Annotated in this window: 18 protein-coding genes; 5 read left to right on the forward strand and 13 right to left on the reverse strand. The window is 34.5% G+C overall.

Going from position 1 to position 17,898, the window contains the following annotated elements:
• Positions 1-2 precede the first annotated feature (2 nt).
• From lptB to M947_RS12975, 8 genes are all read right to left on the reverse strand, one after another.
• Complete coding sequence (lptB, locus tag M947_RS12940) at positions 3-725, reverse strand: LPS export ABC transporter ATP-binding protein (protein ID WP_021286447.1); 723 nt, start codon at positions 723-725, stop codon at positions 3-5.
• Entirely contained in the window at positions 712-1,131 is a 420-nt protein-coding gene (gene tsaE / locus M947_RS12945) for a tRNA (adenosine(37)-N6)-threonylcarbamoyltransferase complex ATPase subunit type 1 TsaE (RefSeq protein ID WP_021286448.1), read from the reverse strand. Before tsaE ends, lptB begins: the two co-directional genes overlap by 14 nt.
• The gene (trpD, locus tag M947_RS12950; RefSeq protein WP_021286449.1) at positions 1,128-2,114 is read right to left on the reverse strand and encodes an anthranilate phosphoribosyltransferase; all 987 of its coding nucleotides are present in this window, start codon (positions 2,112-2,114) and stop codon (positions 1,128-1,130) included. The genes tsaE and trpD overlap by 4 nt, the downstream gene beginning before the upstream one ends.
• Complete coding sequence (locus M947_RS12955; protein ID WP_021286450.1) at positions 2,111-2,359, reverse strand: RNA-binding S4 domain-containing protein; 249 nt, start codon at positions 2,357-2,359, stop codon at positions 2,111-2,113. Before M947_RS12955 ends, trpD begins: the two co-directional genes overlap by 4 nt.
• Before the next feature lie 265 nt (positions 2,360-2,624).
• A complete protein-coding gene (locus tag M947_RS12960; RefSeq protein WP_021286451.1) occupies positions 2,625-3,383 on the reverse strand; it encodes a response regulator transcription factor in 759 nt (252 codons plus the stop codon).
• A gap of 107 nt (positions 3,384-3,490) precedes the next feature.
• Positions 3,491-4,663, reverse strand: coding sequence for a sensor histidine kinase (locus M947_RS12965; protein WP_021286452.1), 1,173 nt, complete (start codon positions 4,661-4,663; stop codon positions 3,491-3,493).
• A complete protein-coding gene (locus M947_RS12970; RefSeq protein WP_021286453.1) occupies positions 4,660-6,360 on the reverse strand; it encodes an EAL domain-containing response regulator in 1,701 nt (566 codons plus the stop codon). The genes M947_RS12965 and M947_RS12970 overlap by 4 nt, the downstream gene beginning before the upstream one ends.
• An 85-nt stretch (positions 6,361-6,445) precedes the next feature.
• Entirely contained in the window at positions 6,446-8,155 is a 1,710-nt protein-coding gene (locus tag M947_RS12975; protein ID WP_281166937.1) for a YgiQ family radical SAM protein, read from the reverse strand.
• A gap of 122 nt (positions 8,156-8,277) precedes the next feature.
• On the opposite strand from M947_RS12975, the gene M947_RS12980 reads away from it, so the two are divergent.
• Positions 8,278-9,963 (forward strand): AMP-binding protein, encoded by a 1,686-nt coding sequence (locus M947_RS12980; protein ID WP_021286455.1) that lies wholly within the window; start codon positions 8,278-8,280, stop codon positions 9,961-9,963.
• Positions 9,964-9,969: 6 nt separating this feature from the next.
• Positions 9,970-10,500 carry a flagellar basal body-associated FliL family protein gene (locus tag M947_RS12985; protein ID WP_031347775.1) on the forward strand — a complete coding sequence of 177 codons (531 nt, stop codon included), beginning with the start codon at positions 9,970-9,972 and terminating at the stop codon, positions 10,498-10,500.
• 2 nt (positions 10,501-10,502) lie between these two features.
• Here M947_RS12985 and M947_RS12990 read toward each other — a convergent pair whose 3' ends face one another.
• From M947_RS12990 to M947_RS13010, 5 genes are read right to left on the reverse strand one after another with little or no spacing between them, the layout of a single operon-like run.
• Positions 10,503-11,420 (reverse strand): manganese-dependent inorganic pyrophosphatase, encoded by a 918-nt coding sequence (locus tag M947_RS12990; protein WP_021286457.1) that lies wholly within the window; start codon positions 11,418-11,420, stop codon positions 10,503-10,505.
• Between the two features lie 56 nt (positions 11,421-11,476).
• Complete coding sequence (locus M947_RS12995; protein ID WP_021286458.1) at positions 11,477-11,914, reverse strand: outer membrane lipoprotein; 438 nt, start codon at positions 11,912-11,914, stop codon at positions 11,477-11,479.
• Between the two features lie 11 nt (positions 11,915-11,925).
• Positions 11,926-12,555 (reverse strand): NAD(P)H-dependent oxidoreductase, encoded by a 630-nt coding sequence (locus M947_RS13000; protein WP_021286459.1) that lies wholly within the window; start codon positions 12,553-12,555, stop codon positions 11,926-11,928.
• Between the two features lie 8 nt (positions 12,556-12,563).
• Positions 12,564-15,386, reverse strand: a complete 2,823-nt coding sequence (gene uvrA, locus M947_RS13005; RefSeq protein ID WP_021286460.1) for an excinuclease ABC subunit UvrA — start codon at positions 15,384-15,386, stop codon at positions 12,564-12,566.
• A 10-nt stretch (positions 15,387-15,396) separates the two neighbouring features.
• Positions 15,397-16,128, reverse strand: a complete 732-nt coding sequence (locus tag M947_RS13010; protein ID WP_021286461.1) for a sulfite exporter TauE/SafE family protein — start codon at positions 16,126-16,128, stop codon at positions 15,397-15,399.
• Positions 16,129-16,250: 122 nt separating this feature from the next.
• Here M947_RS13010 and M947_RS13015 point away from each other — a divergent pair, with 122 nt between their 5' ends.
• From M947_RS13015 to M947_RS13025, 3 genes are read left to right on the forward strand one after another with little or no spacing between them, the layout of a single operon-like run.
• Entirely contained in the window at positions 16,251-16,670 is a 420-nt protein-coding gene (locus tag M947_RS13015; RefSeq protein ID WP_021286462.1) for a chemotaxis protein CheX, read from the forward strand.
• A 1-nt stretch (position 16,671) separates the two neighbouring features.
• On the forward strand, positions 16,672-17,013 hold the full coding sequence (gene fliN / locus M947_RS13020) for a flagellar motor switch protein FliN (RefSeq protein ID WP_021286463.1): 342 nt from the start codon (positions 16,672-16,674) through the stop codon (positions 17,011-17,013).
• Positions 17,010-17,888, forward strand: coding sequence for a hypothetical protein (locus M947_RS13025; RefSeq protein ID WP_021286464.1), 879 nt, complete (start codon positions 17,010-17,012; stop codon positions 17,886-17,888). Before fliN ends, M947_RS13025 begins: the two co-directional genes overlap by 4 nt.
• The last annotated feature ends 10 nt before the right edge of the window (positions 17,889-17,898 follow it).

Consider the following 17,898-nt stretch of genomic DNA (forward strand, 5'->3'; position numbering starts at 1 on the left):
AGCTATAGCTTAAACTCCTCGCCTAGATAGTGCTTTCTAACATCTGCATTTTGCCCTATCTCATCACTTGTTCCAGATGCAAGAAGCGAGCCTGCCTTTATAACATAGGCACGATCGCAAACCGCTAGAGTTTCACGAACATTATGATCAGTTATCAAAACCCCTATATCATAAGAGACAAGCTGATGGATAACATTTTGTATATCTAAAACAGCTATGGGATCAACTCCCGCAAATGGCTCATCAAGAAGTAAAAACTTAGGACGATTAACCAAAGCTCTCGCAATCTCAACACGGCGTCTCTCCCCTCCGCTAAGGCTAATTCCTTTTCGGTTACGAATCGGCTCGATATTAAACATATCTAAAAGTTCTAAGATTCTAGCCTCTTGAGACTCTTTGTCTTTATAGCCAACTTGAGCTGCTACCATCAGGTTATCTTCTACACTCAAATCTTTAAATATAGAAGCCTCTTGAGGAAGGTAACCGATACCTTTTATGGCTCTTTCATGTAGAGGCATATCTGATATGTTTTCATCATCAAAAAAAACCTCTCCACTGCTTGCCTCAACAAGTCCGCATATCATATAAAAAGTAGTAGTTTTTCCAGCTCCATTTGGACCTAAGAGACCAACAACTTCTCCACTACTAACTTCAAGGCTCATTCCTTTTACTATCTCTAAATCTTTTATCTTTTTCTTTAAGTTAACTGCTCTAAGCGTGTGCATAATCTACCTCATATTCTCTACTATTATCATCTATTTTTTTTATACTAACGGTCATATTCTTGATCTCTGCACTATCTAAAATCTCTTTGAGTTTTTCATCACCCCACTCTACTAAATGAACTCCATCTTTTTCCAACTCTTCAAGCATTCCCAAAGAGATAAAATGTTCTAGCCCATGATTATAGATATCATAGTGAAAAACTCTATCTCCATAACATTGTTGAAGTGAAAAAGTGGGTGATGTAACTTCATCATTTATCTCTTTGTACTTTACAAACTCTCTCACAAAAGTTGTCTTTCCAGATGCTAGATCCCCTCTTAATATTATGACTCCATTATCAAAATTTTTACAAATATCTCCTACTAAAGTCTTGATTTGGTCTAATTTTAGTAGATATTTTTTCATAATTTATTTGATATTTCAATAATTTTTCTAAGTTTTTCTTTGGCTTTTGCTGATTTTATAGTTTCTCTAGCAATTTCTAGCCCATCTTGCATATCTCTAGCCATTCCATCAACCATCAGAGCTGCCGCAGTATTGATTAGGACTATATCTCTTTGTGCATTTGTAGCATTTGAGTCAAGTATATCTCTAAGTATAGTTGCATTATAACTTGCATCTCCACCAACAATAGAACTCAGTGGCGCTCTTTTTATACCATAGGTTTGTGGGTCAATTTCAAACTCTTTTACCTCATCCTTGTAGAGTTGTGAAGCGTAAGTAATATCAGAAATACTTATCTCATCCATGTTCTCTTTTGAGCTTACAACCATAGTTGATTTTGCACCATTTATCTTTAGAGCTTCTGCCATCTTTGATACAAAAGATTTGTTAAAAACACCAAGAAGTGACTTCTTAACTCCAGCGGGATTTGTAAGAGGACCTAGAATATTAAAGATAGTCTTATCAGGTATGTTTTTTCTAACAGGCATGATAAATTTCATGGCCGGATGATGGTTTGCTGCAAACATAAAAGTAAAACCACTCTCTTCTAAAAGCCTAGCACTATCTTCTATGCTCAGATCAAGCCTAACACCTAGCTTTTCAAACATATCTGCACTTCCAGACTTTGAAGTAACAGAGCGACTTCCATGCTTTGCAACATAGCAGCCAGATGCTGCTAGTATGATAGCAACAGTTGATGAGATATTAAAGCTCCCTATCTTGTCTCCACCAGTTCCTACAACATCCACAGCTTTATCCCTAAGTTCCCTAGAAATTGGCAGCATCAAAGCATTTTGACGCATCACATCAGCCGCAGCTGCAATTGTTTCTACAGAAGTGTTTTCATCAAGCTTTATGCTAATTAAAAACTCTAACATCTCTTTGTCATTCATCTCATTGTTAAAGAGTGAGACAAACTGCTCTTTTGCTCTCTCATAAGTCATGACAACTCCTTTACATACTCGCCCTGGAGTGATTTTGGGGTTGATTTGGTAGTAGGAATCTTAAGTACCTCATACATTTTGGTACTATCTAAAAAGTTGATACTAATGATACTACCAACTTCAACATTTTTACTAGCCTTAGCTACTGTACCATCTATCAAAACAACCTTGTTGTTTATCATATCCTGTGCAACTGAACGCCTTTTTGTAATATTTACGGAGTTTAAAAACTTATCTATTCTCATTTTTTTGTACTTTATTTGTTATTTGTTGAGCATTGTAGAATATTAAAACTGAGAATATAGTAAGAGTTGGAACATTTTTTGCTGTTTTTTCTGATTTTTGGCAATATTTATAGTCTGTATCAGTATCAAAAAAGTAGTAAATTAAAATATAATTTTCAATTAAATCTTCTGATTAATCTACAAACTAGATTCCATGTCAAGCACTAAATGGCGAGACACGCATACTTTTTATTTGGATATATTAATTCTTATTATGTTTGTAGTGTTAGATTTGTTGGACTATCCTATATCCTAGTCCATGAACATTTTTTATAAGTTCACGCGGAAGTTTTTGTCTAAGCTTATACACAAGTTTTCTAACATTATCTAAGCTTACATCTTTTGAAGATAAATATAGATAGTTTACTATTTCATCATTTGAAACACTTTGGTTTAGCTTTGAGAGCATTATTTCTAAGATAAGCTTCTCATAAGGGCTTAAAAATATTTCATTTTTATCTTTATATAGAGTTTTTTCTCTTATATTAAAGTGTACATTTTCAGAGAGATTTATGATGTTTGAGAGTTCGCTCTCTTTATATATCGCTAAACAAACTAGTGACAGCTCATCTAGTAAAGAGTTGAAATCAACTGGCTTTGGTATAAAACGTCTAATGCCAAGATTTAAAAATTCTAAAAGATAGTTTGTCTCTTTATGAGCAGAGAGTATTACTACATTTTGCGTAGGATTTATCTTCTTGATAGCTTTTGAAAGCCCTACTCCATCCATATTTGGCATCACTATATCGCTCAAAACTAAGTCATAAGTTTCATTGTTTTTTACTCTATTTTCATACAAAGCAAGGGCCTCTTTGCCATCAAAGGCTACATCTACACTCAAAAATAGAGAACTTAGTATTTTTTTTAAGCTTAGATGCAAAGGCACATAATCTTCAGCCATCAATAGACTCATATCTTTTGTATAATTTTTAAGTTTTAGTATCTTGTGTTTATCTCTATCTATATCTATATTTAAAGTTTCCATAGCTTGAATTGTACGACAAAAACACTTTTAAGTCCATTTCTCTCTACATCTACACTTTAGAATATTTTTAATATAGCCCCTTTATTCATAGAGAACCCTTTAGTATGCTATCTATATATACTCTTTTGAATTGGTAACACTATCTCAAACACTGCTCCGCTAGCTTTGTTTTTTGCGCTTATACTACCATGTAAGTGCTCACAAATGATTATCTTAGAGACGTATAGTCCTAGCCCTGTTCCATTTTTTTGTTTTTTGGTAGAGAAGTATAAGTCAAAAACTTTATCTATTATATCTTCATCTATTCCGCCTGCATTATCTTCAATGTTAATATAGATGCCATTAGCGTCACTACTACAAGAGACTTTTACAAACTTATCTTTTTTTCCATCAGCAAAGGCCTCTTTAGCATTTGCAACTATATTTATCAAAGCCTGTATAAGTTCACTTTTAAATGTTTTTAGCACTATCTTTTGGCACTTATTTTCAAAGACTAAGGCAATTGCTGATTTAGCAAACTGCTTTTCTAAAAGAGCTATACTGCTAGTTATAACATCACTTAAGACAAACTCTTCTTCTTGTTTACTCTCTTTAAAGAAGCTTCTAAAGTCATCAATAGTGTCTGAGAGATACTTTATTTGTCTATTTATACCCTCTAAATCATCTTTTAGTACGCTAATGTCTAACTCATCTAGGAGTATATTTAAGATGATATTATTTGATATCATTCCTATTGTAGTTATGGGTTGCCGCCACTGATGGGCTATCATCTCTATCATCTCACCCATCACAATATTTTTAGACTTTACTAAAAGAATCTTTTCTTGTTCTGTTATCTTTTTACTTGACTCTTCTACCTTATACTCTAGCTCCGCATTGAAACTCTCTAAAGCCTCAACTCCTTTACAAGCACTTATAGCAAAGTTTATCTTTTTTTGAAATCTAGATATAAGCGATATAATGTACTCCATCTCTTCATCATATCTGCCCTCATATACGAAGCTAAGATAACCTATCTTCAAAGGTAAAACAACTACTACTTTATCACCTTGAGTAAAACTAAAGCATCTGTTTTCTTTTAATCTCTCTCTATCAATTTCTATCTGACAATGCTTTCCAATATTTATTATGATGTCGTCATCTTTAGAATAACTCGTATAGATAGCCTTAGTTTGACGATAATAAGTTATCATAATCTCTGATATCATGCTCTCAAGTTCAAAAGAGTTGCCTATAGAGTTTAAACATTCAAATAAGACTTCATCATTTTTTACACTCACCTTAAACTCTCTTGTATATTTTTTGATGGATGACCTATATAGTAGCCTTGCATAAAATCAACATTTAACTCTAAAAGTTTCTCATAAAGCTCTTTTGAACTAACAAACTCAGCTATAACTTTGATGTCAAATTTATGAGCAAACTTGATTATAGTCTCTATAAAAAAGTGAATTTTTTCATCTTCGAGCATATTTTGAACAAGTGAACCATCAAGCTTTATAAAATCTGGATTTATATTAAAGATATATGCAAAGTTAGAGTATCCACTTCCAAAGTCATCTATAGCAACTCTAACACCCAGAGCTTTAAACCTCTTTAAAAAACTATCTGCTACAGCAATGTCATCAATAATGTCACTCTCAACTATCTCAAAAATCAACCTATGAGCTAAAGAATTTTTAACTATATAAGACTCTAGTGAGTTTAAAAACTCACTATTTTTCATATCTGAGTATGTAAAATTAAGCGAGAAAACTCCAGCTGTACTAGTTGCAAACTCTAGTGCTTTAAAAATCGTAACTTCTGACATTTGATTGTAGTAGTTATGATCTTTAGCGATCTGTAAAAAAGAGATAGGCGTTAAGTATTCATCTTTTAAAATATCTTCTTGGATACGCATCAAAACTTCATGTTTTACATTTCCATCACTATCTACAATGGGCTGAAAAAATGGAATAACAAGATTATTCTTTAAGCTTGATTGTAAAATCCTCTTTACTCTTATTATCTCTTTGGCACTTTGAGACTCATCGCAAATATCTTGATACATCGCATATTTTAGAGAGTTCCTCTTAGCATATGACATAGTTTTGTAAAGCTCTTCTAGAAGATTACTATGTCCTTTAATCATGGCAACTCTTACATGCACGCTTAAATCTTTTTCATCACTTATTTTAAAATCTTTTTTCTCTAAGAGAGTAGATATTTTAATAGCATCATCTCTTAATTTCTTACAATTATAATTCATATCACTTTTTATAAGCACAAAGTTATCACTAGAGATTCTAAATGTAGTAAAGTCATACTTCTTAGCCTCAGTTTTTAAAACATTTGCAAACTGCAATAAAAAATCATTTCCATGTACATAAGAGTAACCCTCATTTATAAGTCTAAATCCATTTATATTTATTAGCATGGCATATTTTTGAGTAGTATAACTGAGCATATCCACTAGATATGAGTAGTTATAAAGGTTGGTTAGTGGATCTAAAATATGCTTATTTTCATGAAGTAAAGATTGTTCTTCTATCTTTTTAATAACTTTATTATGATGCTTTATCATTTTGTCTCTATTTATCTTCTCAACACTCTGAAAAATCTGCTCAAACATCATATCAACATCTATAGGCTTTAAGACATATCCAGAGATTCCATTTTGGACTAATTTTAAGATTTGATCAACATCTTTGTGAGCTGAAATTATTATGATATTCTGATTTGTATTGTGTTCTTTTATCTTTGAACTTAAAGCTTGTCCATCAATGTTTGGCATGTTTAAGTCAGTTATGATTAAATCATAATATTTATTTTTGTAGAGTCTCAAGGCTTCTTCACCATCAGAGGCGAGGTCTAAGTCATCAAAAATTTTTCTAAGAACCCTGCTTGTTTGTATCAATATACCCTCTTCATCTTCAACATACAATACACTGATGTTTTGACACATATTACGAAGTTTTTTTAAACAATTTACATCCACAACACTCTACCTCAATTGATTTTATCTTGTATAGTTTAAATCAATAGTGTCATTTATTTGTCACATTATTCATATTTTTTAGTATTTATGATGCAAATCCACTCTTAAAGCACTCTTTTGCTACGACTATTTGCTTCTGTTTCTCTTTTCTTTTTGTATCTTTTTCTACAAAAATTTTCTTTCGCGATTTTGGATCTAACTCTGTGTAGTACATAACTGCGGAGTAAGTGCTAGGTGTGGGAGTAAAGACTTGAGCTTGTTCTGGGTTCATCTTTAGCTCATCTGTTGTAAAACGCTTTAGCTCATGCATATCTTTCTCCTCACATCCAGGATGTGCAGCTATAAGATAGTAGGTTAAAAATTGATTTTTACCTGACTCTCTGTTTAGCCTATCATATAGCTTTTTAAAGTCAACTAGAGTCCCTTTACCAGGTTTTCCCATAAGCTCTAAAACATGTTGCTGTGTATGCTCGGGAGCTACTTTCATCTGCCCAGAGATGTGATGCTCTACCATCTCTTTTAAGTATGAATATCCATGTTTTTTATCCGCAGTAATAAGATCATATCTAACTCCAGACGCAACAAAGGCTTTCCTAACTCCTTCTACTTCTCTTACCTTTCTAAGTAGGTTGATGTTTCTTTCATGATTCACATGCATAACCTTACAAAGCCTTTCTGCATCTACACAGCGTATATCATCACAAGTACCTTTTTTAAGCTTTTTAACACACTCATAGCCATACATATTTGCAGTGGGACCACCGACATCACTTATGATACCTTTGTAGTCTTTATACTTGTTAAACTCTTTTGCTTCTTCTAAAATATTGGCTTCTGTTCTAGTTCTGATGGTTCTACCCTGATGAACACCGATGGCACAAAAGTTACACTCTCCCCAGCATCCATGATGAGTCATGATGGAAAATTTTATAGTCTCTAGGCACTTAACCTTTCCAAACTTTCTATAGTAAGGATGCAGCTCTCTTGTAAAGGGTAAGTTGGAGTTTGCATCCATCTCCTCTTGGTTTAAATAGTCACAGGGTGGATTTTGTATAAGATATCTATCATCCACTTTTTGGCAGAGTCCTCTTGCACTGATGGGGTCATTATTATCGTAAAAATCATCAAATAGGTCGATGTAACGCTCTTTATCATCCACGCACTCTTGATGTGATGGAAGTTGTATATATTCATATTTTGGCTCTTTTGAGATGTAGCAAACTCCTCTGATATGTGTATAGTCGCTTGCTTCTTCTATAGCACGAGTTAGCTCCTCTAGTGCTATCTCACCCATCCCATAGATAAGAATATCAGCCTTTGAGTCAAAGAGTATTGGCTTTTTTAGCTTGTTTTGCCAGTAGTCATAATGACTTACACGTCTGAGGGAGGCTTCGATTCCCCCTATAACCAGAGGAACTGTTCCCTTAAAGTATCTTCTTATAAGATTGCAGTAAACACTAAGAGCTCGGTCTGGCCTTTTGTCGTTTTTTCCACCGGGAGTATAGTCATCTGTATTTCTAAACTTTTTTGTAGCAGTATAGTTACTAACCATACTATCAACACTTCCACCGCTCACGCCCCAGTAGAGTCTAGGTTCACCTAGCCTTTTTATATCAACGCCACTATTTATATCAGGCTGACCTATCATTCCAACCCTATAACCGAGTCTCTCTAGCATCCGACCAACCATTGCCACACCGATAAAAGGAGAGTCTATATATGCATCTCCACTAACTAGGATAACATCGCATTTATCCCAGCCAAGAGCATCCATCTCTGCTTTTGTTGTTGGCAAAAAATCTTTTTCGCTAAACTCTACAGTGTTTCGTTTTGTTTGGTTATTTTTACTTCTTCTACTCAAGGTATCTCATTTTTAAGTATAATGATACTCAATCAAATTAAAATAAGAGATTAGTTATGACATACCCTTATGAAAATTTAGACAACTATACATTACCAAGTCTATTAAATCGTTCAATTAAACTCTATGGAGACAACAATGCACTAAGCAAACTCTCAGAAGTACCCATGAAGTATAGAGAGTTTGGGCAAAAAGTACAAGAGACTGTAAAACTACTTCAAGACAATGGTATCTCTCATGGCGATAAGGTAGTACTTCTTAGCCAAAATATGCCAAATTGGGGCATAGCTTACTTTAGTGTTACTTATATCGGTGCCGTTATAGTACCTGTACTTCCAGACTTTCATCCATCAGAGGTTCTTCATATACTTCGCCACTCTGAAGCAAAAGCGGCTTTTGTATCTCGCAAGCATATAAGCACACTAGAAGAGAGTAACAACACTGATTTAGAGTTTGCTATAGAGCTAGATAGCCTTAAAATTATTGATGAGTCTATAAATAAAAGCCACCTCGGCGAGCTTGCAAAAAGAACCAAAGAGATGGCAAAAAAACTATCAAACACAGCTACAAAAGAGCCAAAAGAGGATGATTTAGCCGCTATTATATACACATCAGGAACAACAGGACACTCAAAAGGTGTTATGCTAAGTCACAAAAACATTGTAACAAATGCTCTCTCAACTCACTCCATTTTAGAGATAACAAAAGATGATGTCTTTTTATCCATACTTCCACTAGCTCACACTTATGAATGTACAGTTGGGCTGATAGTTCCCATACTGCATGGTTCAAGTGTTGTATATATTGACAAAACACCAACTCCAAGTGTTTTACTAAAAGCTTTTGAGATTGTAAAGCCGACGATGATGCTAAGCGTGCCTCTAATTATAGAGAAGATTTACAAAAACAGAGTCTTACCAAAGTTTACAGGCTCTTTTATTATGAGAAACCTCTATAAAAACAGCTTTATACGAAAAAAATTAAACAAAATAGCTGGAAAAAAACTCTTAGAGACCTTTGGCGGCAGGCTTAGATTTTTTGGTATAGGTGGAGCGGCTCTTTCACCATATGTTGAGAAGTTCCTTCTAGAGGCTGAATTTCCTTATACCGTTGGTTATGGTTTAACTGAGACTGCACCTTTGTTAGCTGGTACAAACATTAATCTTCCTCCAAAGTACAGATCAACTGGTCCAGCTTTTTATGGAGTTACTCTTAAGATTAAAGATGCAGACCCTATCACTAAAGAGGGAGAAATTATCGCTTCATCCCCAAGCGTGATGTTAGGATACTACAAAGACAAAGAAAAAACTGATGAAGTGATGGAAGACGGTTGGCTCTTAACTGGAGACTTGGGCTATATAGATGAGGACGGTTATCTCTTTATTAGAGGTAGAAGCAAAAATGTTATCATCGGCTCAGATGGCAAAAATATATATCCAGAACAACTAGAGTCCATCATAAATCAAGATGAGGCTGTGCTTGATTCACTAGTAATAGAGCAAAACTCTAGATTAGTAGCAAGAGTTCACTTAGACTATGAACTATTAGATGAGAGATTTAATGCTAGCAAAAACTCTGATGCAAAGGTCAAAGAAGATATAACAGAATTTTTAGAAGAGTTACGACTTAAAGTAAATGATCAAGTAGCCTCATCTTCTAAGATGGTTAAGTTTATAGAACAAATAGAGCCATTTGTAAAAACTCCTACTAAAAAGATAAAAAGATATCTTTATGTTGAGTAAATGACCATGTTGCAAAAAATTATAAAAATATTTATATTACTTATCATATCAGTTCTTCTTGTTTTAATGATTGTCTATGGCGTATCAAATTCAGATTTCAAAAACTTAAAAAAGTACAATGAAGAAGATTACGGCATCAACAATATAAGAGATAAGATGCAAAATCCATCAAAAAGAAAACAGGAGTTTGCAAAAGAGAGATTTTATACTAACAGAGTGACTGTTAAAAGCTCTACTATGGCAAATCTAGGCGACTTTACTGTAAATATTGCTGGGGATAAAAAGCTTATACTTAACATATCACTAAAGTATAAAGAGAAAAATAAAAATGCTTGGATAAGTACAGGGGCTGCAAAAAATGAGATTTTAGCTAAAGGCGATGTACTAAGAGATGCAGTTATTCATACTTTTTCAAACTCAAATAGCGCCAGAGTAACAAACCATAGAATGAAAAAAGAGTTAGTTAAAAACATAAACACTTATCTCTCAGAAGGAGAGATAGAAGAGGTTTATTTTAATAGATTTTTAATCCAGTAAACTTAAAACTGTGCTTGAAGAAATGGAATAACCTGCTTTTTACGGCTTAAAACTCCATCAAGCCACGCTTGTGAGTTCTCAAGTTTGCACTTAAATGCACGCTCAATTTTACTATCATCATCACTAATAACTAGCATTTGAGAGCCTTCTCTCATAATGTCAGTGAGAAGAATGATAACACTATGAAGATTGTTCTGCTCTTTTAGTTTTTTCATATCTTCAAATAGGTCATTTTTAATCCCATCAAAAACACTCAAGTCAACCACTTCAAGTTGTCCAACTCCAAGCTTATCACTGCCCATAACAAACTCTTTATAGTCACGAGTATTTAGCTCTCTTGCACTAGCTCCTTCTACAGCTGATTTTACTATAAACATCTCCATGCCAAGGGCTTTATAATCCTCAATATCCGCTATTTTAGCTAACTCTTTAACTACTTTTGTATCTAGTTTTGTACAAGTTGGAGACTTAAAGATAACGGTATCACTAAGTATAGCACACATCATCATCCCTGCTATATCTTTTGGAATATCTATACCGTGATAATCATATGCTTCTTTTATAACAGTGTTTGAACTGCCAATAGGCCGTATCCAACACTCTAATGGGGTTGAAGTAGTTATATCACCTAGTTTATGATGGTCATAAATCCCTAAAATAGTAGCCTCCATAATATCTGCTGGAGCTTGAGCTAGATCTGAGAAATCAACCAAGTAGACACTCTCTCCTGCATAAGAAGTTTTTAGTTCTGGTACATCAGCGCCAAACTTGTTTAGTATAAACTCAGTTTCAGGAGAAATTTCACCTTGACGAGTAGCTACACAATCTTCACCAAGTTTGTTTTTAAGATAAGCTAGAGAAATTGCTCCTACTATAGAATCAGAGTCTGGATTAGTGTGCCCAAAAATATATGTTGACATTTATATTGACCTTTAAAAAATTTTTGTAATTATACTCTTAGTTTTTAAAGCAAAACTTAGTTGCTTATCTTATCAACTTGAGCTACTTTGTTACCATCTTTTATGATTTTAACACGATCACCTACTGCAATAAAATCACTTCCTTTAACAACAACTACAACCATCTCACCACTCTCTAACTCAACTGTAAGCTCTGCACCATTTGCTTTTCCTATCTCTTTTCCAGCATATCCACCAGCTAAGCCACCGCCAAGCATTGCTAGAGTTGTTCCGCTTCCTCTACCTACGGTTGAACCTAAAACTGCACCTACAACAGCTCCCAAAAATGTTCCTGTGCCATTATCACTTATAACGACAGGTCTCTGTTTTATAACTCGCCCTATCTCAATACGCTTCATTTGCTTATAACTACTTCCATCATAAAGAGGACCCTTATTTGTTGCACATCCTACAAGCAAAAATAGACTCAAAACCGACATATAAAATACTCTCATAACCAACTCCTCTACTCTATATACTCTACTACTTCATCAAAGCTTAATCTTATCTGCGAAGATTGCTCATTTACCCTATAGCCTAGGGGAAGTAGCATAGAGAGTCTAAACTTTGCTTTATCAAGCCCTAAAATACTCTCAACAGCATCTTTATCATAACCCTCTATAGGACAAGAGTCAACTCCTTTAACAGCTGCCGCACTCATCATATTTGCCGCTGCAAATGCAGTCTGTTTTGCAGTCCAAGCGTAAATATTTTTATCACTACTTAGTGTATCTTTTAGATGATCTGCATAAAGCTTAAGATAAAATTCTAATTTATCTTGGGGCATCTCTCGTCTTGCAAATCTTTTCTTTGGTATGCCAGATTCTACTTTTACACTCTCGATGCCAGCCAAAATTACAACTAGATGCGAACAAGAAGTTATCTGTACTTGATCCCAACAATGTGGTCTTAACTTTGCTTTTAACTCTTCGTTTGTTATAATTAAAAACTTCCAAGCCTCCATACCAAAAGAGGAAGGAGCACGTCTTGCAGCATCTAGTATAAACTCCAAGTCTTCTTGCGGAATCTTTTTTGATTCATCAAAAACCTTGCAAGCGTGTCTAAACTCTAATACCTCTTCAAATGTTTTATCCATATTTTCTCCTATTCTTGCTCTAACTCTTTTATCAAATACTCAGCTGTATAACTCTTGGTTTTTTTATAATTTTCAATCAAATCCTCAGGAGAGCCTTCGGCTATGATAAGTCCACCACCTGAGCCTCCCTCTGGACCCATATCTATAATCCAGTCAGCATTCTTAATCATATCTAAATTATGCTCTATTATCAAAACACTATTTCCAAGCTCTACAAAATGATGAAGTACTTTTGTAAGTCTGTCAACATCCGCAAAGTGAAGCCCTGTTGTAGGCTCGTCTAAGATGTAGAGCGTTTTACCTGTATCTTTTCGACTCAGTTCTTTACTTAGTTTTATCCTTTGAGCCTCTCCACCTGAGAGTGTTACTGCATTTTGCCCTAAAGTAATATAACCAAGTCCAACATCAACTAGTGTTTTCATTTTTTGATGAATTTTTGGGATTGGTTTAAAAAATTCAAAAGCTTCATCAACACTCATCTTCAACACATCAGAGATATTTTTACCCTTATAAAAAACTTCTAAAGTCTGTTGATTGTATCTGGTACCATTACAAGTATCACACTTAACCATGATGTCTGGTAAGAAGTGCATCTCTATCTTTATCTCACCTTCGCCTTGACACTTTTCGCATCTGCCACCTTTGACATTGAAGCTAAATCTTGAAGTTGTATATCCTCTTATTTGTGACTCTTTTGTTTGAGAAAAAAGGTTTCTTATCTCATCCATCACGCCTGTATAAGTTGCAGGGTTTGAGCGAGGAGTTCTACCAATTGGGCTTTGATCAAGATAGATAACCTTATCAACATGCTCTAATCCTGTAATCTCAACACCTGCTACTTTGTTAACTTTTCTAGCATGATTTAGAAGCTCTCTTGCAGTTGGAAGTAGAGTTTGAAGCATAAGTGAACTCTTTCCGCTTCCGCTCACACCTGTTATACAAACAAAGTTATTTAAAGGAATCCTCGCACTCAAATCTTTAATATTGTTTATAGTTACATTTTTTATCTCTATATATTTATCTTGCTCTCGTCTATAAAAGTACTCTATTTTTTTTCTTCCATAGAGATAGTCTGAGGTAAGAGTTTTAGCTTTTCTTAGTTTATCTAGCGTTCCACTAAAGACAACTTCTCCACCAAAGTTCCCTGCCCCAGGACCAATATCTACAATATAATCAGCATTTATAATTGTCTCTTTATCATGCTCAACCACGATAACACTATTGCCTTTTTCTTGCAAACTTCTTAGTGTGCGGATGAGTTTTTTTGTATCTCTCTCATGAAGTCCAATGCTCGGTTCATCTAAGACATATAAAACTCCAGTTAAACCACTTCCTATCTGTGAAGCGATACGAATTCTTTGGGCCTCTCCACCGCTTATAGTTCTTGCATCACGTCCTAGAGTAATATAGCCAAGCCCAACATCGTGTAAGAAGTAGAGTCTCTCTCTTATCTCATTTAGTATTGGCTGTGCTACTTGAGTATCTTGAGCATCAAAATGTTCAAAGTTTTTGGTATCTGCAAACCACTCATAAGTCTTAGAAATTGGCATATCTAAAATCTCAGCAATGCCTTTATCTCCTACTCTAACAGCCAAAGACTCTCTTTTTAGTCTATGAGATTCACAGATATTACAAGTTCTCTCACTCATATAGTCAGCCAACTCTTTTTCATCCTTGAACATGTCGTAAGCTATTTTTATGATGCCCGGCCAAATTCTTTTTACCTTATGGTTTTTCCAAAGAAATGTAACTTCATCTATCCCACCATGAAGTATCGCTTTTTTCTGATGCTCTGGTAATTCTGAGTATGGCACAGTTATATCTATATCATTATGCTCACAAAAACCTTTTAAAAATGTAAAGTAGTAACCCTTATTAAAACCATAAACTATCTTTACAGCCCCTTTTTCAACAGGGAGGTCAATGTCTATTATCTTCTCATGGTCTAGTGCGTAGCGAAGCCCTAAACCATCACACTCACTACAAGCTCCTTTTGGCGAATTAAATGAAAATGATAATGGTTCAAGAGGGTCAAAACTTATCTTACAGTCAAAACAAGCATTATGCTCGCTATAGTGAATGTTACTCTGTTTTAGACCAAGCTCTTCGTGGTTTAGTATATCAATCTCAAGCTCTCCGTAACTCTCTTTTAGAGCCTTTTCAACATCAGCTGCTATTCTCTCTTTATTTTCAGCCTTTACTACAACTCTATCTATAACAACCTTGATAGTATGTTTTTTAGTCTTACTAAGCTCTATCTCTTCATCGAGTCTAACCATCACACCATCTATCATGGCCCTTACATAACCTTTATGAACTAAAGATTCAAGCAAATCAGCATATGAGCCCTTTTTCTCACGAACAAGTGGAGCTAAAAGAGCCAGTTTTGCACCCTCTGGAAGCTTTGCAACTTCAACTATGATATCTGCTGCTGACATCTGTGAGATGACTTTTTGGCATTTATGGCAGTGCTGCACACCAACTCTTGCATACAAAAGTCTAAAATAGTCATAAATCTCTGTAATAGTCCCAACAGTTGAGCGAGGATTTTTAGAAGTTGTTTTTTGATCTATCGCGATAGCTGGAGTAAGTCCTTCAATCTTGTCAACATCAGGCTTTCCAACACGGTCTAAAAACTGTCTTGCATAAGAGGACAAAGACTCCATATACCTTCTTTGTCCCTCTGCGTAAAGTGTATCAAAAGCTAGAGTTGACTTACCGCTTCCACTAATACCAGTCATAACAACAAGGGAATTTTTTGGGATTTGTAAATTAATATTTTTTAAATTATTTTCTCTTGCACCAGTTATTGTTATAAAATCTTTTTTCATTTTTAAATTCCTAAATAAATATTCTTTGTATTAAATATGCTACAACTAAAAAGTAAAAGATAACAAGAAGTCTCTTTTGTAGCACAATACCAACCCTATCTTTTAAATGTATACCTATATAGACTCCAAATAGAGATGCCAATCCTATTGTAACTCCACTAAAAAAATCCACATGTCCTATCTTTGCATGAGAAATTAGTCCTGCAATAGATGAGAAAACCACAAAAAATAGACCTGCAGATATAGCTTTTTTTAGTGGTACATGTAAAAAACCAACCAAGATGGGAACAAGCAGTATACTACCACCAACTCCAATAGTCATACTAATTGCACCCAAAATAAAACCTATAATAAAGAGCCAAATTTTGCTCACTTCTCTTTGAGGTAACTCCTCTTTTGTCTTGATAAAGAGTCTCATAAGGGCAAAGAGAGCAAAGGCTAAAAATATTATCTCTAAAGTTACATCATCAAAACTAGAAGCGATATTTCCGCTAAGCAGAGCTCCTATAAAGCCACCAACACCGATAACACCAATCATGGCACTATCTAATGTACCTTTTTTATGGTTTAGATAGCTACCATAAACAGAGCTAAAGACCATCTGAACTACTGCTATTCCTATGGCAATCTTTACCTCATAGCCTAGTATTAACAGAAGTGGAACTAAAATTGTTCCACCTCCTATACCAAAAAAACCAGAGAGAACTCCAACAGTAGCACCAAGAAACAGTAACTCAATCATTAATAGCCATTAAACTTTTTTCGAATTATACATCTAGTAGGCTTTATAGTTGTTTTATTCTAAAGAGTTTAATTTTGCTTTGAGATTGGATGAAGTATAATCAAGTTCAATAAAGGGCATAAATGTTAAAAACAATAATAGAAGCTTCAGAAAATTTTTGCATTCATCAAATCCGTGTTGCTCACAGTGTTAGTGATGTTATACCTAAAAAGAGAACACTTATTGCTTACATAGATATACAAACGGCTGAACCTAAACAATTTAGAGTATATTTAGCATCAGACTTAGGTTTTATGCAAAGAGTCTCAAAAGTTTTTTTAGAAGAAGATGAAAGCGATGAAGAGACTCTCATAGATATGACATTAGAGACAACAAACCTTATTATAGGAAGTGCTAAAGTTCTAGCTCAAAATGCTGATAAATCTTACACTATAGCAACACCTCGCTTTGAGAAGGTAGATGTTTTTGACTGTGATTTTGATGAGGCAAAGACTATTAAGATAGATAGTGACGAGATGGTGTTAGCCATCAAGGAGATATAAATTGGCTAAAAAAAGTAAATATTACTATGGAGAATCTCAACCTCCCTATAATGCAGACAAAGAACTCTCATGGATGAACTATAGTGGTCTTCTAGATATGGAAGTAGAGTTTATTGCAGATTTAGGAGAGACTGAGAAGACTATAGCTGAGATACTAGACCTAAAAAAAGATGCCATTATTGACCTTAAAAAACCAGCTGGAGAGAGTGTCGAGACCTATGTTAATGGTCGTATTTTAGGTAAGGGTGAAGTTATGGTTTATGAAAAAAACCTCGCTATTCGTATAAATGAGATACTAGATTCTAGTGCAGTTTTATATCATCTTTCTAAAGAGAGACTATGATTAGACTTCTGCTTATCGCTCTTCTTCCTCTAGTTTTAAATGCATCAAAAATTTTAAGTTATAACATCTATGATAGAACAGATAGAGCAGATGTTATGATAACTTTTGATACTCCTTATGAGGGTGTTATAAAACAGAGTGTTTCTAACTCCATCATCACTATAAAGCTAATAGATGCAAATATAGAGTCATTTAAGACAAAAAAACTATCTTCAAAGTTTCTACACTCCATCAGTATAACACCGATGTCAGGATATACTCAAATAGTAGCATCGGTTGCTCCATCAGTAGAACTACAAGCCTCTAAAACTTCTGATGCTTACGGACTTAGACTAAGATTTCACTTAAGCACTCCAACTCCATCTACTAAAACAAAAACACCAGTTCCATCAAACAATCCTTTAGCACTTCTGCCAACTAAGCAAGATTCTGGCATGTCACAGAGTTACTATATAGTTATAGCTATTTTAATAATCGGTATTTTGATTTTGATATATCTAAAGAAAAAGATGGCGCCAAAAGAGTCTAAAACAAATAAGTGGACATACAACTCTTCAACACAAAACAACACTCAGATGCAGCGAACTTCTAAGGGCGATGAGAATGTCTCCATTAGATTTCAAAAGAACATTGATAGCTCAAGTAGTGTGGTTATGCTTGATTTTGGTGAGCAAAGTTATTTAGTACTTATGGGCTCAAACAATATTTTACTTGATAAGTTTACAGATGATAAACCCTCAACTCAAGATGAGTTTGAGTCAATTTTACGAAATAGGCAAGAAGACTTAGACAAGCTTATAAATCCAAAAAAAGAAGCTAAAGAGCCACTACAAGCCTACAAAGAAAGAGCTGCTTCTATATCTTACGAAGCATAAGAGACTATTT

The sequence above is a fragment of the Sulfurimonas hongkongensis genome (genome assembly GCF_000445475.1).
Taxonomy (GTDB): Bacteria; Campylobacterota; Campylobacteria; order Campylobacterales; family Sulfurimonadaceae; genus Sulfurimonas; species Sulfurimonas hongkongensis.